This window comes from Streptomyces sp. SL06 (assembly GCF_058244745.1).
In genome coordinates this window covers 6852388-6867860 of the sequence record NZ_JBSYOT010000002.1, presented here as the reverse complement: position 1 = coordinate 6867860, position 15473 = coordinate 6852388, and the positions used below count along the sequence as shown (strand labels likewise).

The window sequence follows — 15473 nt, the reverse complement described above, 5'->3', positions numbered from 1 at the left end:
CTCACCACAGACAGGAAGAGCCATGTCCCGAAAGATCCATCTCGCCCTCCACCCCTACGGCGTCGGCGGTCCCGGCCAGCACGGGCTGTGGAAGGACCCGCGCGTCGCGAAGAACTCCAGCATCGACATCAACTACTACATCCAGCAGGCCCAGGCCGCCGAACACGCCCTCTTCGACGCCCTGTTCATCGTCGACAGCCAGTTCATCAACGCCACCTACCCGGCGCACTACCTCAACCGGCTGGAGCCGCTGACCCTGTTGTCGGCCGTCGCCACCCACACCCGGCACATCGGCCTGGTGGGCACGGCGAGTTCGACGTACAACTCGCCCTTCAACCTGGCCCGCCGCTTCGCCTCGCTGGACCTCATCAGCGGCGGCCGGGCCGGCTGGAACGTCGTGACCAGCTTCGACACCGGCACCTCGCGCAACTACGGGCTGGACGAGCACCTCGACTACACCACCCGGTACGGCAGGGCCCTGGAGTTCGTCGAGGTCGCCCGCGGGCTGTGGGACTCCTACGAGGACGACGCCTTCCCCGCGGACGTGGCGCGCAACCTGTTCCTCGACCCGTCCAGGCTGCACGCGCTGGACCACGAGGGCGAGCACTTCAAGGTCGCGGGCCCGCTGAACGTCTCGCGTTCGGCGCAGGGCCAGCCGGTGATCTTCCAGGCCGGTGTCTCCGAGGAGGGGCGCGATCTGGCCGCGCGGGTCGCCGAGGGCATCTACGCGCCGGGCGGCTCGCTGGAGCAGGCCCGGGAGTACTACGCCGACATCAAGAAGCGCACCGCCGCCCACGGCCGCGACCCCGAGCACATCAAGATCTTCATCCACGGCGGTCCCGTCGTCGCCGCGACCGACGAGGCGGCCCGCCGCCGCGAGCGGGAGATATTCGAGGAGGACAACGACTTCGACCGGCATCTCGCGCTGCTCGGCCGCTCCTTCGGCGCCTACGACTTCAGCGTGCACGACCTGGACGGCCCGTTCCCGGACGTGGCCCATCTCGCGGAGAAGGGCGGCCGCACGGGCGCCGCGAAGATCATCGAAAGGGCCCGCACGGAGAAGCTGACGCTTCGTCAGGTGGCGCAGTCCGTCGCCGAGTTCCGCCGTTCTCCGTTCGTCGGAGCGCCGGAGACGGTGGCCGACACGATCGAGCAGTGGTTCGACGCCGGCACCTTCGACGGCATCAACCTCGCCTTCCGCACCCAGGACGAGCTGGACCTCTTCGTCGACGGCGTGGTGCCGATCCTGCAGAAGCGGGACCTGTTCCGCACCGAGTACGAGGCCGACACCCTGCGCGGCAACCTCGGCCTGCCGGTACCGGCCAACCGGCACACCCTCGCGCGCGAATCCGCGACGGACTGAGGGGGGCGTTTTCGTGACCACCGAGACACCCCGCTTCAGACTGGGCTTCCTCACCCATGTCCAGGGCCGCGACGGCGACCTCGCGCGCACCTACCGCAACGCCCAGGAACTCTTCGTCGTGGCCGACGAACTCGGCTTCGACGTGGGCTGGGTGGCCCAGCACCACGTCTCCCTCGGCGGGGGCGGGCTGTCCTCCCCGTGGACCTTCCTCGCCCACGCCGCGGCGAACACCACCCGGATCCGGCTGGGCACCGCCATCACGGTGCTCCCGCTGGAGGACCCGATCCGCCTCGCCGAGGACGTCGCGACCGTCGACACGCTCAGCGGCGGGCGCGTCGAGCTGGGCGTGGGCAGCGGCTCCAGCGATCTGGAGTACGCCGCGTTCGGCCGGGACGCGACCCGCAGGCGCGAACTGACCAGTGAGCACCTCGACATCCTGCGACGCGCCCTGAGCAACGAGGAGGTGGGCACGCCCGGCTTCCGTGTCCAGCCGGCGCCCGGCGACTTCGGCGACCGGATCTGGCAGGGGGTCTTCAGCGCGCGCGGAGCGACATACGCCGCGAGCCGCGGCTCCAACCTCCTGCTCAACCGGGCCGCCTACGGGTACGACGCCCCGACCGACGAGGTGCAGCGCCCCTGGGCGGACGCCTTCCTCGGCGCCTGGGACCGGCCGCACAGGCCGCGCGTCGGGCTGTCCCGGCTGGTGTTCCCGGCGAAGGACCGCCGTACCGCGCTCCGCCACATCGGGGAGGACATCCACCGGGCGGCCCTGCGCATGGCGCGCGGCGGGGCGTTCCCCGAAGGGCTGGACGCCCAGGAGGCGCTGCGCCGCTTCCACGCCTTTTACGGCTCCCCCGAGGAGATCGTCACGGCCTTCCGGCAGGAGAAGGTGCTGCCCCTGGCGACCGACCTGATCACCCAGTTCAACCCCGCCGTACCCGACCACGACGCCACCGTCCGCGCCCTGGAACTCATCGCGACCGAGGTGGCACCCGCCCTGGGCTGGAGCCCGGCGGCCCGGAACGAGCCCGCACCCGCAGGAGTCTGACATGAGCGACCACACCGACCACCACGCCCCCGAGGGCCTGCGCACCCGCGGAACGATCGTCGTGGTGCCCGGCCGGGGAGAGACCCGCTCGACCTACGGGCGGCTGGCCGCGCGGCTCGCCGCCGACGCCTACCGCGTCCGCGTCGTCGACGCCCCGGACCTGGACGCCGAGGACACCGGCTCCGGCGATCCGGACACCGCGCTCACCGGCTTCGGCGCCCGGCTGGCCGAGGCGGTCGAGGGCACCGCCGGCGCCGACGGCGTCACGGAACCCGTGGTCCTGCTGGGGGCCGACACCGGAGCCGCCGCGCTCGCCGCCCACCTCGGGCGAACGGGCCTGCTCCCCGGCGGGCGCCGGCCCGACGCCGTCGTCCTGGCCGGTCTGCCGGGCCGCGGCGGCGCCGGCGCCGGCACGTGGGACGAGGAACTCGACGTGCGCACCTCCTGCCCCACGCACCGGGGCACGCTCAGCGCCGACGCCGGGGTCCGGCGCGGTTCGCTCAACGAGGCCGTGCCCGAGGCCCTGCTCACCGCCGCGCACGACGCCGAACTCGCCGTCCCGGCCCTGTTCCTGGTCGGCGACGCGGACCCGCTCGCGGACCGCGACGCCCTCGTCCGCACGGCCAAGTCCCTGCCCCGGGCCCGTCTGTCGGTCGTGCGGGGCGCCCATCACGATGTCCTCAACGACGTGCAGCACCGTTCGGTGGCCGCGGAGATCGTCACCTTCCTGGAGGCCCTGCGCAACGAGCTGGTGCCGCTGATCGCCGTGGAGGCGAGCGCCTGGTGAGCCTTCGGCCCGCCCACGGCCGACCCTGCGGGCCCGGCCGCCACTTCTGAACCACCACCGCGAAAGGGTGCCCACATGGCCGCCATCCTGTCCGTCTCCGGAAGCCCCTCCCCCACCTCACGCACCGCGCGCCTGCTGCGTCACCTGGACGACCGGCTGCGGCTGCACGGTCACGACGTGACGCCGCTGGACGTGCGCTCCCTGCCGGCCCAGGCGCTCCTGGGCGCCGACTTCCGGCATCCGGCGATCACCGGCGCCACCGAGCTGTTCGAGCGGGCGGACGGGGTGGTGATCGCGACGCCCGTGTACAAGGCCGCGTACTCGGGTCTGCTCAAGTCCTTCCTCGACCTGCTCCCCCAGTACGCGCTGGCCGGCAAGACGGTGTTCCCGCTGGCCACCGGCGGCAGCACGGCCCATGTCCTGGCCATCGACTACGCGCTGCGGCCGGTGCTCAGCTCCATGGGCGCGCTGCACATCGTGCCCGGCTGGTTCACGCTCGACAAGGACATCACCGTCGACGACAGCGGGGCGACCGTCGTCGCGCCGGGCGCCGCCGAGGCCCTGGCCCAGGTCACGGACCAGTTCTCGGCGGCGCTTGGCGGCCGTACGACCGCGCTCGCACCGTCGGGCGAGCGGGCCGCCTGACCCGGGCGGCCGGGGACCACCCGGCCGGTGCGGTCCGCCGGCCGTCGGGTGGCCGTCAGATAGCCGTCGCGGCGGCGGCCGCCCGGCCCGCCCGGCGGCCCGAGAACAGGCAGCCGCCCAGGAAGGTGCCCTCGAGCGACCGGTATCCGTGTACGCCGCCACCGCCGAAGCCCGCCACCTCTCCGGCGGCGTACAGGCCGGGCACCGGGGCGCCCGAGGCGTTCAGGACCCGCCCGGACAGGTCGGTCTGGAGGCCGCCGAGGGTCTTGCGGGTGAGGATGTTGAGGCGGACCGCGATGAGGGGGCCCGCGCCGGAGTCCATGATCCTGTGGGCCGGGGCCGTGCGGCTGAGCGTGTCCCCGGGATAGGCCAGCGCGTTGCGGATGCCCATGACCTGGGCGTCCTTGGTGTACGGGTTGTCGATCTCCCGGTCACGGGCGTCGATCTGGCGCTGGAGGTCGTCGACCCGGATGAGCTGGTCACCGGTGAGCTTGTTCATGCCTCTGACGAGTTCGGGCAGGGTCGTCGCGACGACGAAGTCCACGCCGTTCTTCTTGAACTTCTCGATCGGCTCCGGGGTCTGCCAGATGCGGGAGAGGAGCTTCCAGATGTTCTTCTCCGTCAGGTCCGGGTTCTGCTCGGAACCGGAGAGCGCGAACTCCTTGGCGATGATCTTCTGGGTGGTGACGAACCACGAGTAGTCGTAGCCGGTGTCGGTGATCGACTTCAGGGTGTGCAGGGTGTCGTAGCCGGGGATGTCGGGGGTTTCGAACCGCTTGCCGGTGGCGTCGAACCACATGGACGACGGTCCGGGCAGGATGCGGATGCCGTGGCCGGGCCAGATCGGGTCGTAGTTCCGCAGGCCCTCGGTGTAGTGCCACATGCGGTCCGGGTTGACGATCCGGCCGCCGGCCGCCTCGGTGATCGCCAGCATGCGGCCGTCCACGTGCGCGGGGACGCCGGTGATCATGTTCTTGGGCAGGGTGCCGAGGCGCTCGGGCCAGTTCTTCCGGACCAGGTCGTGGTCGGCCCCGATGCCGCCGGAGGTCACCACGACCACCGGGGCGCGCAGCTCGAACTCGCCGACCACGGTACGGGAGCTGGCCCTGCCGCGCTGTGCCGTGCTCGGCTCCAGGATCGCGCCGCGAACTCCGGTGACGGTACCGCCCGTTGTCACGAGGCCGTCGACGCGGTGCCGGAACCGGAAGGCGACCTTGCCGGCCGCCTGGGCGGCCCGCACCTTCTTCTCGAACGGCTCGACGACCGCCGGTCCCGTGCCCCAGGTGACGTGGAAGCGGGGCACCGAGTTGCCGTGTCCGTCCGCCAGACCGCCGCCGCGCTCGGCCCAGCCGACGATCGGGAACCACTGCACACCGAGTCCGGCGAGCCAGGACCGCTTCTCCCCGGCGGCGAAGTCGACGTACGCCTCGGCCCACTGGTACGCCCAGTGGTCCTGGCCCGAGGGGTCGTCGACACCGCGGTCGAAGCCGGCCGCGCCGAGCCAGTCCTGCCAGGCCAGTTCGCGTGTGTCCTTGATGCCCATCAGGCGCTGTTCCTCGGAGTTGACGAAGAACAGGCCCCCGAAGGACCAGAAGGCCTGCCCGCCGAGGCTCGCCTCCGGTTCCTGGTCGAGCAGCAGCACCTTGCGGCCGGCCGCGGCGAGTTCGGCCGTGGCGACCAGTCCGGCGAGACCGTGGCCGACGACGATCGCGTCCGCGTCCTGCGACTCGGCCGCGAAGGCGGGCACTGCCTGGGCCAGGGTCGCGGCGGCCAGCACTCCCCCCGTCACGGTCAGGGCGTGGCGGCGGGTGACTCCGGCTGGTGCTGGTGTGTTCTGCATGGGCTGCCTTCCGAGGGTGAACCCAGGGGCGGGGAGAGGTGCGGGCAACCCCTGCGACAGCAGGGTGTTACCGACGGTAGCCCAGCGGGTGTCCCGCGACCAGAGTGCTGCACCATGTTCCGTGAACTGCCTTGCTGCGCCAGCCCGTTGGCCCAATGCAGACACCCGGAAGCGGTTCCGGCCGGTGGTGCGCGGCCCCTGCCGGCGCGGCGAGGAACCGGGTCACTGGGATCGGTCGTCATGAGTTCGAACACGCCGACGGCACGGTGAGGGCGGCTCTCGCCGGTCAGGAGCGTGCTCGACGGGGGCGGTGCGCTCCGCGTCGCGCAGGGACTCGATCAGTGAGGCGCGGGCCCGGGAGACCCGGGAGCGGACCGTGCCGACCGGGCAGTCGATGAGCTGTGCCGCCTCCGCGTAGGGAAGACCGACGAGTTGGGTGAGTACGAAGGCCTCACGGCGTTCGTCCGGCAGCGCGTCCAGCAGCTCGGTGAGGGCGACGCCGTCGTCGAAGCCCGGCAGACCGGGTTCCTGGGCGCATTCGGCGGCGGCCTCCCAGTCGTCGGTGCCGAGGAGCCGGGGCCGGGCGGAGGCGTGCCGGTGGCTGTCCGTCACCGCGCGGCGGGCGATGGCCAGCAGCCAGGTGCGGGCGGAGGAGCGGCCCTCGAAGAGGTGCAGGCTGCCGAGGGCCCGCAGAAAGGTGTCCTGGGCCAGGTCGTCGGCGGACTGGGGGTCGGCACCGAGGTGGGTGACGAAGTGGCGGACGTCCCGGTGCAGGGCGCGGACGAAGTTCTCGACCGCTTCCGGATCACCGCCGCGGGCGGCCAGCGCCCAGGTCGTGGTCGACTCGTCGGCGGCTCTCCTCTCCTCACGGACTTTGGCGGTGCGGGGCGTCGTGCCGCGTACGGCGGACGGGGCGGGGCCGATCACATGCTGTCCTTCTCGTGAGTCCGGAGACCCGGCGCACGGCGCATGTCACATCACGTCACGCGAGACGGAGTGCGCCACGTACGGCCTACGGGTTTCCGGCGTCCGGACCGGGCGACACACGGCACGCGGCGGGTCCGGTGATGGCGTGGGAGTGGCGGGCGTACGCGCGTGTGCGGCGTACGCCCGCCGCCCGAGCCGGCCCGGCGCGGAAGCCGGGCGCGGTGTCGGGGAACCGGCTGTCTCAGACGACAGCGGTCCCGGTGGGCGGGCCTCTCGAAGTGATCGCGTACACGAGGAGCAGCAGGCGCGGCCGGCGGTCCGTGCGGCGACGGCGGGCACCGATGCGCGGGCGGTGCGGCGGCGCGGGCAGGGTGAGGACCAGGCGCAGCGGGGCGGCCAGCCGGCCGGCGAGGGCCCGCAGGATGCGGAAGGCGGCCCGTTCGCCGTACGCCAGCCACAGGCCGCTCAGCACGGCGGCCAGCAGGTGGGCGGCGAGCATGCCCGTGCCGGACGCCCCGCCCATGGGGTGGCCGACATCCGCCATGGCGTCCATCGCGTCCGGGGCGTTCAGGGGCGCGGCATGGTCCATGTGAGCCATGGAGGCCGCGTGATCCGCGAAGGGCGTGCCGCCCGTGGCCGGGGACGGCGTCCACGAGTCCCGCACGTGCGAGAACCACAGGTGCAGTGCCGTCTGGGCGGCCACCACGACGAAGGAGACGAGCAGGAGCCCGCGTTCGCGGCCCGCCAGGCACCAGCCCGTGCCGCCGGTCGCCACCGCCGCGGTGACCAGCGCCCAGCCGGGCACGGAGGTGTCCGACATCAGGACGTGCCCCAGGGCGGCGAGCAGCACGCAGACGGCCGCGAACACCGCGGCCCGTGTCGCGCGCAGGCACCACCCAGCAGTCATGGCGGCTCATCCTCGCATTCCCGGCCCGGCCGTCATGAACGGATACGGAACTTCCCCGCCCGGCGGTCGGCACCGCCCCGGTGATTCACGTCACGCGCCCCGGCGGCGCCGCCCGGTCGGCCCGGACTCAATTGCCTAATTCCGTTAGGCGGGCCCATAATCGTCCACGGCCGCGCACGAGGCGATGTGGAGGACGGATGTGGCTCGGGCAGGACTGACGCCGCAGGCCCTGGTCAGGGCGGGCGCCGAGACGGCCGACGAGATCGGCTTCGAGCGGACCACGCCGACGGAGCTGGCCCGGCGGTTCGGCGTCAGGACGGCGAGCCTGTACTCGCACGTGAGGAACGCGCACGACCTCAAGACCCGGATCGCGCTGTTCGCCCTGGAAGAGCTGGCCGACCGGGTGTCCGAGGCGGTGGCGGGCCGGGCCGGCAAGGACGCGCTGACGGCGTTCGCGAACGCCTACCGCGACTACGCCCTCGCGCACCCGGGCCGCTTCGCCGCCGCCCGCTTCCCCCTCGACCCGGAGACGGCCGCGGCCGGCGCCGGGGTGCGGCACGCCCAGTTGGCGCGGGCGATCCTGCGGGGCTACGACCTGGCCGAACCGCATCGGACACACGCCGTGCGACTGCTGGGCAGCGTCTTCAACGGTTACGTCGAGCTGGAGACCGCCGGGGGCTTCAGCCACAGTGCCCCCGGCCCGCAGGAGAGCTGGACCGAGATCCTCGGCGCGCTGGACGTCCTCCTGCGGAACTGGCCGACGGCCTCCTGAGCCGGCGCCGGCGCGGCCTGCCCTTCAGCCGTCCGGCGCCGTCCGCGCGGCCGGCTACGGCTTGCGGGCCACCGCGCCGTACATCGCGATGTCCTCGTCCCGGATGCCCTGCTCGCCCGCGCCGTCCGGACGCCACTTGTGGACCTGGACGATGCCGGGTTCGATCAGCTCCAGACCCTCGAAGAACTCGTGGGCCTCGTCGATGGTGCGCAGCCGCATCGGCATGTCGCGGGCCGCGTACTCGCGGGCGACCCGGCCCACCTCCTGCGGGGCGAACTCCGCGGTGCCGATGGTCATGGCCAGATAGCTGCCGGAGGGCAGGGGCTCCAGGAGCCGGCGGACGATGCCGACCGCGTCGTCCTCGTCGAGGACGAAGTGGACGATCGCGATCACGGTGAGCGCGACCGGCCGGCCGAGGTCCAGGGTCCTGCGGAACTCGGCGGACTCCAGGACGGCCTCCGGGTGCTGGAAGTCCGCCTCGATGTAGGTCGTGCGGCCCTCCGGCGTGCTGGACAGCAGGCCCTGGGAGAGGGTGAGGACGATGGGGTCGTTGTCCACGTAGACCACCCGCGACTCGGGGGCCACCGACTGCGCTATCTCGTGCAGGTTGGGGGAGGTGGGGATGCCGGTGCCGATGTCGAGGAACTGGCGCACCCCCGCCTCCTCGGCCAGCCAGCGCACCGCGCGGTTCATCCAGTCCCGGTTGGCGCGCATGTGGACGGGCAGGGCGGGCCACTCCCGGGCCATCGCGTCACCCGCCTCCTGGTCGGCCGGGTAGTAGTCCTTCCCGCCCAGGATGTAGTCGTAGATCCGCGCCGAGTGCGCGTGCTCGGTGTCGATCCGGTCGGCCGGCCATCCGCTGTCGGACAACGTTCGCCCCTCTCCATCGGTCGTGCGTGTCGAGTGAACTCTCGGAAGACTGAACTCCCCGTGGGAACAGATCCTTTCAGACCAGGAAGTCGGCCTGCCCCGCCTTCACGCCGTTGAGGAAGGTGGCCATCTCGTGGGTGGTGAAGACGAGGGCCGGGCCGTCCGGGTCGGTCGACTGGCGCAGCGCGATCCGCCCGTCGTCCAGCTTCTTCACCTCGACGCAGGCACCGCCCGCGTCGTCGCTCCACGGCTTGGTCCAGCCGTAGGGGCCGAGTTCCCGGGACGCCGCCGGCCCGTCGGGCGCGTGGTGGTGCGCGTGGTGCCGCATTCAAAGCTCCTTGCGTAGCGCGCCGAGGAGTTCCTCGGTGCTTCGGGCCGGAACCGCCTGCGCGCCCAGCCGGTCGAGGGCCTCGCGGTAGACCACGACGTCGTCGGCCCGGTCCAGATAGACGGCGCCCACGAGGCCGCTGAGATAGACGATGTCGGGCAGTTCGGGGGCCCGGAACCGGAAGAGGTGGTAGGCGCCCGCACGCATGGCGGGGTGCGGGCCGGTGGCGAACGGCATGATCTGCAGGGTCACATTGGGCAGCCGGTTGACCTCGATCAGATGGTCCACCTGCTCCCGCATCACCTCGGAGCCGCCGACCGGCCAGCGCAGAACCGTTTCGTCCATGACCACCCACACCCGGGGCGGCGAAGGGCGGGTGAGGATCTCCTGACGGCGCATGCGCAGCGCCACCCGGCGTTCGGTGGCCACGGAGGAGGCGTGCGGGTTGCCCGCGCTCAGCAGGGCCCGCGCGTAGGCCGGGGTCTGCAGCAGGCCGTGCACGAACTGGGCCTCGTAGGCGCGAATGTGCAGGGCCGCCTGCTCCAGGCTCAGATACGCGGCGAACCAGTCGGGCATGACATCGCGGTAGGTGTGCCACCAGCCCCGCTTGTTCGCCTCGCGCGCCGACTTCAGGAAGGTGTCGATCTCCTGCTGGTCGCGGACGCCGTAGATCTGGAGCAGCTTCTCCACGTCCGGCAGCCGCAGGCGGGCCACCTTCGCCGCCTCCAGGCGGCGGATCGTGGAGTGGCTCACCCCGATCGCCTCACCGGCCTGCTCGAAGGTCAGACCGGCGCGGGTGCGCAACTCCTCCAACTGCCTGCCGAGGATCATACGCAGCACGGAGGGGGCGCCTCCCCAATCGGTCTCCGCGGTCACACCATCTCCCCTTCATCGTTCCGCGCCCGGCCTCCGAGCGCAGTCTGCCACGGGCACCGCCGCGCCGAAGGGAGCATGCATCCACTGGCTGCAAATTTCAACTTGCCGGTTGCGCAGGGTTGTTGACGGATGACACAGTGGTTTCACCGCCCCCGTTCCGCCGACCGACTTCCCGATCCGCCCTGTTGGAGACGCCTCCCCCACCCCCCGGGACGGCCTCTCCTGACAACGTTCTCCTGATGGCCAGTCGGTCGAGCGCGCCGGCCGACCGACCGCGTGCCGAAGTCGAGGACCACGACCCTCCGGCCCACCCGGTCCTCCCGCCCCCCGCCCGGCCAAAGGACACCCCCCATGGACCTGCAGCACGCCCGTGAGCCGCGTCCGTTCGCGGCCACCGCCCGTGACCGCTCGTGCGCCGTCGGCACCGCCCGCACGCCCCACCGCCACCGCTTCGGCCCGGCCTCGCTGCCGCTGCCCGCCGGACTGCGCTCCGGCCTCGGCCACGACGCGGTGGGCACCTCGCCGGAGCACGGCGAACGCATCCTGGCCTGTCTGCCCCGCGCGGGCTGTGTGTTCGCCGACGAGGGAAGCTGGTGGTGGATCGTCCCCTCCGGATCCGACATCGGGGTCGCATGGCCGTACGGCACCCAGTACGTCGTCGGCGACCCCTCCTGGACCGGACCGCAGCCGCCCGTGCGGCCGGCCGGACCCCGGCTGATCCACGGCCCCGACGGCGACTCGCCCTACACCGCGCCCATGCCGCTGTACTTCCTCGTCTGCCGGCTCACCGGTGTGCCCCCGCGCTGGTCCGTGGAGCCCTGAGCGGGGCCTACTCGAAGAACTTGAGGCTCCAGCCGGTGTCGCTGTTGGGGCCCGGGACGTTGGCCCGGCTGTAGGTGGTCCCGCCCCACCAGCAGAAGGTGCCGGTGTACCAGTAGCGGTTCTCCCAGGCGTACGGCGTCCCCTTCGGTACCGCGTGGAACATCAGGGGGAAGGTCGGACCGGCGGGCGGGCTCGTGGCGATGTCGCCGTCGAGCAGCACGAAGCTGTGGTGTCCTGGGCCGTCGACGTGCAGCGTCGGGTCCCAGCCGGCCATCATCGTGTCGCGGTGGGAGCCGAACAGGCAGCCGTTGGACTTGTACCAGTCCCACACGTACGTCGGATCGCCGCCGGCCCGCAGCCTGAGATCGGCGAGGCAGTACCGGTCGCTCCAGCTGCCGTTGGCGGAGTACACGATGTGCAGTTGGCCGTTCGGGTCCTTGACGGGTTCGGGGCCCTCGTTGATGAACGGGTCGCCGACCACCCGCTCCCAGCTCTCCCGGGGCTGCGAGATGACGTGGCGCGCACCGGTCGGCGTGGTGGGGTCGCTCATCCGCGCGATGTAGAGGTTCTGCTCCACGTCGGTGTCGCCGGCCCAGCCCGACCAGACGAACCAGCGCTGCCCCTCGAAGGTGAACAGGGCCCCGTCGATGGCCCACTTGTCGTCCGGCAGGGCGAGCTGCGTCTCGGCGGTGTACCCGCTGTCCGCGGTGGCGGAGCTGATCACGTACATCCGGTGGGCGGCTCCGCGCCCGGCCGAGAAGTAGATGTGGTAGCGGCCGCCGTCGCGCACGATCTCGGGGGCCCACACCTCGCCGCGGTCACGGGTGTCCGACCAGACCTGGCGGGCGGGCGCCGACGCCAGGGCGGCCGTCGAGGCGGCCTGCCGCACGGCGATGCCGCCACCGGCGGACTGCGCCGAGACATAGGTCCCGCCGACCCGGATCACGCTGGGATCGGCGGCCCGCAGAGCGGTCTGGTCCGCCTGCGCGAAACCGGCGGACGACAGGAGCAGCACGGCGGCGAGAACACCGGACAGCGCGGCGGCGAGAACACCCGGAACACGTCGCGCCGGCTTCACGATCCAGCTCCTCGGTGAGCTGCCAGACAGGCCAGACAGGGGTGACATGTCCTTACCACTTCCCCGGGCGTCGTCTTACATCGATGGAAGAACGCGGGTCCAGCATCGTAATTGACGGCGAACATGTCAATGAGAGCGCTCACAACGACGTTTTCGGGGGCGGGACTTGGGGGTACGAGGGGCTTTGTCCGCTTCACTTTCCGAACCTGGAGCGCCTTCTTCCGATTGATCTCGTTCAACTCATTGACATGCGCAAGGAAGAACTACAACCCTGCAAGTCCCCCCACACCAAGGAGGACCGTGTGCTTTCCCCACGCAAGCTGACGGCGTCCCTGGCCGTCGCGGCGTCGATCGGCGCCGCCGCCATCATCGTCGGGCCCGCCGACCACGCTTCGGCCGTGCCGGACACCATCCCGCTCACCCTGAAGAACGACTCGGGCAGCGCCGAACAGGTCTACGTGTATGTGATCGGCACCGAACTCGCCTCCGGCGAGCAGGGATACGCCGACGAGAGCGGCGCCTTCCACGCCTGGCCGGCCGGCGGCGCCCCGCCGGTCCCGGCGCCCGACGCCTCGTTCGCCGGACCCGCGAACGGCGAGTCGAAGACCCTTCAGCTTCCGAAGTTCTCGGGCCGGGTCTACTTCTCGTACGGCGAGAAGCTGGACTTCCGGCTCGCCGACGGCGGACTCGTGCAGCCGGCCGTGCAGAACGCCGACGACCCCAACCACGACATCCTGTTCAACTGGACCGAGTACACCCTCAACGACTCCGGTCTGTGGCTGAACTCCACCCAGGTGGACATGTTCTCGGCCCCCTACTCCGTCGGGCTCACCGCGGGTGACGGCTCCACCAAGGAGACCGGAGTCCTCAAGCCGGGCGGGTACAAGGCGGTCGCCGACGGCCTCAAGGAGCAGGGCGGCGGCTGGGAGGGACTGGTCCAGACCCGCAGCGACGGAACGCCGCTGCGGGTCCTGGCGCCCGGTCACGGCATCGGCTCCGGCGACATACCGGCCGGGGTGCTGGACGACTACATCGACCGCGTCTGGAGCAAGTACGCCGACGAGACGCTGACGGTCACACCGTTCAAGGAAGAGCCGGACACCAAGTTCTACGGCAAGGTCAACGGCGACAAGATGGACTTCACCGACGGCAGCGGTGCCGTGGTGACCTCCTTCGACAAGCCCGACTCCGACTCGGTCTTCGGCTGCTACAACAAGCTCGACGCGCCCAACGACCAGGTTCGCGGCCCCATCTCGCGGACCCTGTGCGCCGCGTACAACCGCTCGACGCTGCTCACCAACTCCGAGCAGCCCGACGCCGACGCGTCCGGCTTCTACCAGGACGACGTCACCAACCACTACGCCCGTCTGGTCCACGACCAGATGCAGGACGGCCAGGCGTACGCCTTCGCCTTCGACGACGTTGGCAACCACGAGTCGCTGGTGCACGACGGCGACCCCCAGGACGCGGCCATCACGCTCGAGTCCTTCGGCTGACCCGGCCTGGGCGCCCCCTCCGGGGCGCCCGCCCGGTCCGCCCGCGAGAACGAAGCGCGAAACACCTTCCCCCCACCCCGGTGCCCGCTCCCCCTCGTGGGAGCGGGCCCACGAAAGGGAGAGACATGGCCTCCCCACGACTCATCCGCAGTTGTCTCCTCGCCACCTTGTCGGCCACCCTCGTCGCGGCCGCCGCGGTGACCCCCGCCCAGGCGGAACTCCAGCCGCAGGCCGCGCAGGCGGTGACGTTCTCCGACACCTTCGACGGACCGGCCGGCTCGGGCGTCGACGCCTCCAAGTGGCAGCTGGAGACCGGCGACAACGTCAACAACCACGAGCGGCAGTACTACACGCCCGGCACCGACAACGCGAAGCTCGACGGCCAGGGCAACCTGGTGATCGAGGCCCGTCGCGAGAACCCGGGCAACTACCAGTGCTGGTACGGGACGTGTGAGTACACCTCCGCGCGGCTCAACACCTCCGGCAAGTTCACCGCGACCTACGGCCACGTCGAGGCCCGGATGAAGATCCCGCGCGGACAGGGCATCTGGCCCGCCTTCTGGATGCTCGGCCAGGACATCGGCGACGTGGGCTGGCCCAACTCGGGCGAGATCGACGTCATGGAGAACGTCGGCTTCGAACCGTCGACCGTGCACGGCACCATCCACGGCCCCGGCTACTCGGGCGACGGCGGCATCGGCGCGGACTACACACTGCCCGACGGCCAGGCCTTCGCCGACGACTTCCACACCTTCGCGGTGGACTGGGCTCCGGAGCAGATCACCTGGTCCGTCGACGGCAACGTCTACCAGACCCGTACGCCCGCCGACGTGAACGGCAACGACTGGGTCTTCGACAAGCCGTTCTTCCTCATCCTCAACCTCGCGGTCGGCGGCTACTGGCCCGGCGACCCCGACGACTCGACCAGCCTCCCCCAGCAGTTGGTGGTCGACGAGGTGACGGTGACCACGAGCGACGGCTGACCGCCCGCGCATCCGGACAGGACCGCCGCCCCGAAGGAGGCGGCGGTCTTCTCCGTGCGGTCCGCGCACCGCCGGCCCGCCCTTCGCTGAGTCAAACGCCTCGCGCGCACGTAGGGGGTACGGGAGGGCGCCCGCCCGGCCCGCGTCGCGACGCACCGTTCGATCCGAGGAGAGCGCACCGATGAGCACCGCACGCCTGAACGACCGGCTGACCGGGCAGCAGCCCCTGGTTCTCGGCCTGTTCCGCATCGTCCTGGGCCTGCTGTTCACCAGTGAGGGCGCCGCCACGGTCTTCGGGCTGCTGGACCGGCGGGCGAGCCCCGCGGGCGACTGGCCGTTCTGGTACGCCGGGGTGATCGAGCTGGTCGCCGGTGCGCTCGTCCTCCTCGGCGTGGCCACACGCGGCGCGGCCTTCCTCAGCTCGGGGATCATGGCCTTCGCCTACTTCACCGAACACCAGAAGGACGGTCTCTTCCCCCTGCAGAACGGCGGACTGGCCCCGGCGCTGTTCTGCTGGGGCTTCCTGCTGCTGGTCTTCTTCGGGCCGGGCGCCCTGTCCCTGACGGGACTGGTCCGCCGCGACGGCACCGACCCCGGCGCCGCGCGGACGGCGCCCTGACGCCTCCGGCGCCGGGGCGGCGCCGGTCAGGAAGATCTCGACCTGGGGACGTCGGCCGGCCTGGCGTCCGCGTCCGGGTCCGCCGGTGGCGGAAAGAGCAGATTTTCGAGCG

General features: G+C 71.7%; 16 protein-coding genes. 9 read left to right on the top strand and 7 right to left on the bottom strand.

Features of this window, described 5'->3' with window-relative positions:
• Window positions 1-22 precede the first annotated feature (22 nt).
• From AC4IHM_RS31550 to ssuE, 4 genes are all read left to right on the top strand, one after another.
• Window positions 23-1363 carry an NtaA/DmoA family FMN-dependent monooxygenase gene (locus AC4IHM_RS31550; protein ID WP_490870377.1) on the top strand — a complete coding sequence of 447 codons (1341 nt, stop codon included), beginning with the start codon at window positions 23-25 and terminating at the stop codon, window positions 1361-1363.
• A gap of 13 nt (window positions 1364-1376) precedes the next feature.
• A complete protein-coding gene (locus tag AC4IHM_RS31545; RefSeq protein ID WP_490870376.1) occupies window positions 1377-2411 on the top strand; it encodes an LLM class flavin-dependent oxidoreductase in 1035 nt (344 codons plus the stop codon).
• A 1-nt stretch (window position 2412) separates the two neighbouring features.
• Complete coding sequence (locus tag AC4IHM_RS31540) at window positions 2413-3198, top strand: alpha/beta hydrolase (protein WP_490870375.1); 786 nt, start codon at window positions 2413-2415, stop codon at window positions 3196-3198.
• A 75-nt stretch (window positions 3199-3273) separates the two neighbouring features.
• Window positions 3274-3843 (top strand): NADPH-dependent FMN reductase, encoded by a 570-nt coding sequence (gene ssuE, locus AC4IHM_RS31535; RefSeq protein ID WP_490870374.1) that lies wholly within the window; start codon window positions 3274-3276, stop codon window positions 3841-3843.
• Window positions 3844-3898: 55 nt separating this feature from the next.
• Here ssuE and AC4IHM_RS31530 read toward each other — a convergent pair whose 3' ends face one another.
• From AC4IHM_RS31530 to AC4IHM_RS31520, 3 genes are all read right to left on the bottom strand, one after another.
• Window positions 3899-5683 (bottom strand): FAD-binding dehydrogenase, encoded by a 1785-nt coding sequence (locus AC4IHM_RS31530; RefSeq protein WP_490870373.1) that lies wholly within the window; start codon window positions 5681-5683, stop codon window positions 3899-3901.
• Between the two features lie 222 nt (window positions 5684-5905).
• Entirely contained in the window at window positions 5906-6610 is a 705-nt protein-coding gene (locus tag AC4IHM_RS31525) for a sigma-70 family RNA polymerase sigma factor (protein ID WP_490870372.1), read from the bottom strand.
• A gap of 241 nt (window positions 6611-6851) precedes the next feature.
• Window positions 6852-7517, bottom strand: a complete 666-nt coding sequence (locus AC4IHM_RS31520; RefSeq protein WP_490870371.1) for a hypothetical protein — start codon at window positions 7515-7517, stop codon at window positions 6852-6854.
• Between the two features lie 199 nt (window positions 7518-7716).
• Between AC4IHM_RS31520 and AC4IHM_RS31515 the strand changes: the two genes are divergently transcribed.
• Window positions 7717-8289 (top strand): TetR/AcrR family transcriptional regulator, encoded by a 573-nt coding sequence (locus AC4IHM_RS31515; protein WP_490870370.1) that lies wholly within the window; start codon window positions 7717-7719, stop codon window positions 8287-8289.
• A 54-nt stretch (window positions 8290-8343) separates the two neighbouring features.
• Here AC4IHM_RS31515 and AC4IHM_RS31510 read toward each other — a convergent pair whose 3' ends face one another.
• The 3 genes from AC4IHM_RS31510 to AC4IHM_RS31500 all read right to left on the bottom strand — a co-directional run bounded on the left by AC4IHM_RS31510 (window position 8344) and on the right by AC4IHM_RS31500 (window position 10363).
• Window positions 8344-9159, bottom strand: coding sequence for an SAM-dependent methyltransferase (locus AC4IHM_RS31510; RefSeq protein ID WP_490870369.1), 816 nt, complete (start codon window positions 9157-9159; stop codon window positions 8344-8346).
• 76 nt (window positions 9160-9235) lie between these two features.
• Window positions 9236-9487: a DUF397 domain-containing protein gene (locus AC4IHM_RS31505; RefSeq protein ID WP_490870368.1), complete on the bottom strand. Its 252-nt coding sequence runs from the start codon at window positions 9485-9487 to the stop codon at window positions 9236-9238.
• Window positions 9488-10363, bottom strand: coding sequence for a Sco1979 family transcriptional regulator (locus AC4IHM_RS31500; protein WP_490870367.1), 876 nt, complete (start codon window positions 10361-10363; stop codon window positions 9488-9490).
• Window positions 10364-10714: 351 nt separating this feature from the next.
• On the opposite strand from AC4IHM_RS31500, the gene AC4IHM_RS31495 reads away from it, so the two are divergent.
• A complete protein-coding gene (locus AC4IHM_RS31495) occupies window positions 10715-11185 on the top strand; it encodes a hypothetical protein (RefSeq protein ID WP_490870366.1) in 471 nt (156 codons plus the stop codon).
• A 7-nt stretch (window positions 11186-11192) separates the two neighbouring features.
• Here the strand turns inward: AC4IHM_RS31495 and AC4IHM_RS31490 are convergent, their stop codons facing one another.
• Entirely contained in the window at window positions 11193-12311 is a 1119-nt protein-coding gene (locus AC4IHM_RS31490) for a glycoside hydrolase family 43 protein (protein ID WP_490870365.1), read from the bottom strand.
• 254 nt (window positions 12312-12565) lie between these two features.
• On the opposite strand from AC4IHM_RS31490, the gene AC4IHM_RS31485 reads away from it, so the two are divergent.
• The 3 genes from AC4IHM_RS31485 to AC4IHM_RS31475 all read left to right on the top strand — a co-directional run bounded on the left by AC4IHM_RS31485 (window position 12566) and on the right by AC4IHM_RS31475 (window position 15361).
• Window positions 12566-13759, top strand: a complete 1194-nt coding sequence (locus AC4IHM_RS31485; RefSeq protein WP_490870364.1) for a glycoside hydrolase family 64 protein — start codon at window positions 12566-12568, stop codon at window positions 13757-13759.
• A gap of 125 nt (window positions 13760-13884) precedes the next feature.
• Window positions 13885-14742, top strand: a complete 858-nt coding sequence (locus AC4IHM_RS31480; protein WP_490870363.1) for a glycoside hydrolase family 16 protein — start codon at window positions 13885-13887, stop codon at window positions 14740-14742.
• A 181-nt stretch (window positions 14743-14923) separates the two neighbouring features.
• Window positions 14924-15361, top strand: a complete 438-nt coding sequence (locus tag AC4IHM_RS31475) for a DoxX family protein (protein ID WP_490870362.1) — start codon at window positions 14924-14926, stop codon at window positions 15359-15361.
• The last annotated feature ends 112 nt before the right edge of the window (window positions 15362-15473 follow it).

Excerpts from the sequence above, each read along its gene's own strand:
- AC4IHM_RS31475 (WP_490870362.1), top strand. The coding sequence starts at position 14,924 with ATGAGCACCGCACGCCTGAACGACCGGCTGACCGGGCAGCAGCCCCTG.
- AC4IHM_RS31505 (WP_490870368.1), bottom strand. The coding sequence starts at position 9,487 with ATGCGGCACCACGCGCACCACCACGCGCCCGACGGGCCGGCGGCGTCC.
- AC4IHM_RS31520 (WP_490870371.1), bottom strand. The coding sequence starts at position 7,517 with ATGACTGCTGGGTGGTGCCTGCGCGCGACACGGGCCGCGGTGTTCGCG.
- AC4IHM_RS31540 (WP_490870375.1), top strand. The coding sequence starts at position 2,413 with ATGAGCGACCACACCGACCACCACGCCCCCGAGGGCCTGCGCACCCGC.
- ssuE (WP_490870374.1), top strand. The coding sequence starts at position 3,274 with ATGGCCGCCATCCTGTCCGTCTCCGGAAGCCCCTCCCCCACCTCACGC.
- AC4IHM_RS31490 (WP_490870365.1), bottom strand. The coding sequence starts at position 12,311 with ATGTCACCCCTGTCTGGCCTGTCTGGCAGCTCACCGAGGAGCTGGATC.
- AC4IHM_RS31495 (WP_490870366.1), top strand. The coding sequence starts at position 10,715 with ATGGACCTGCAGCACGCCCGTGAGCCGCGTCCGTTCGCGGCCACCGCC.
- AC4IHM_RS31480 (WP_490870363.1), top strand. The coding sequence starts at position 13,885 with ATGGCCTCCCCACGACTCATCCGCAGTTGTCTCCTCGCCACCTTGTCG.
- AC4IHM_RS31530 (WP_490870373.1), bottom strand. The coding sequence starts at position 5,683 with ATGCAGAACACACCAGCACCAGCCGGAGTCACCCGCCGCCACGCCCTG.
- AC4IHM_RS31550 (WP_490870377.1), top strand. The coding sequence starts at position 23 with ATGTCCCGAAAGATCCATCTCGCCCTCCACCCCTACGGCGTCGGCGGT.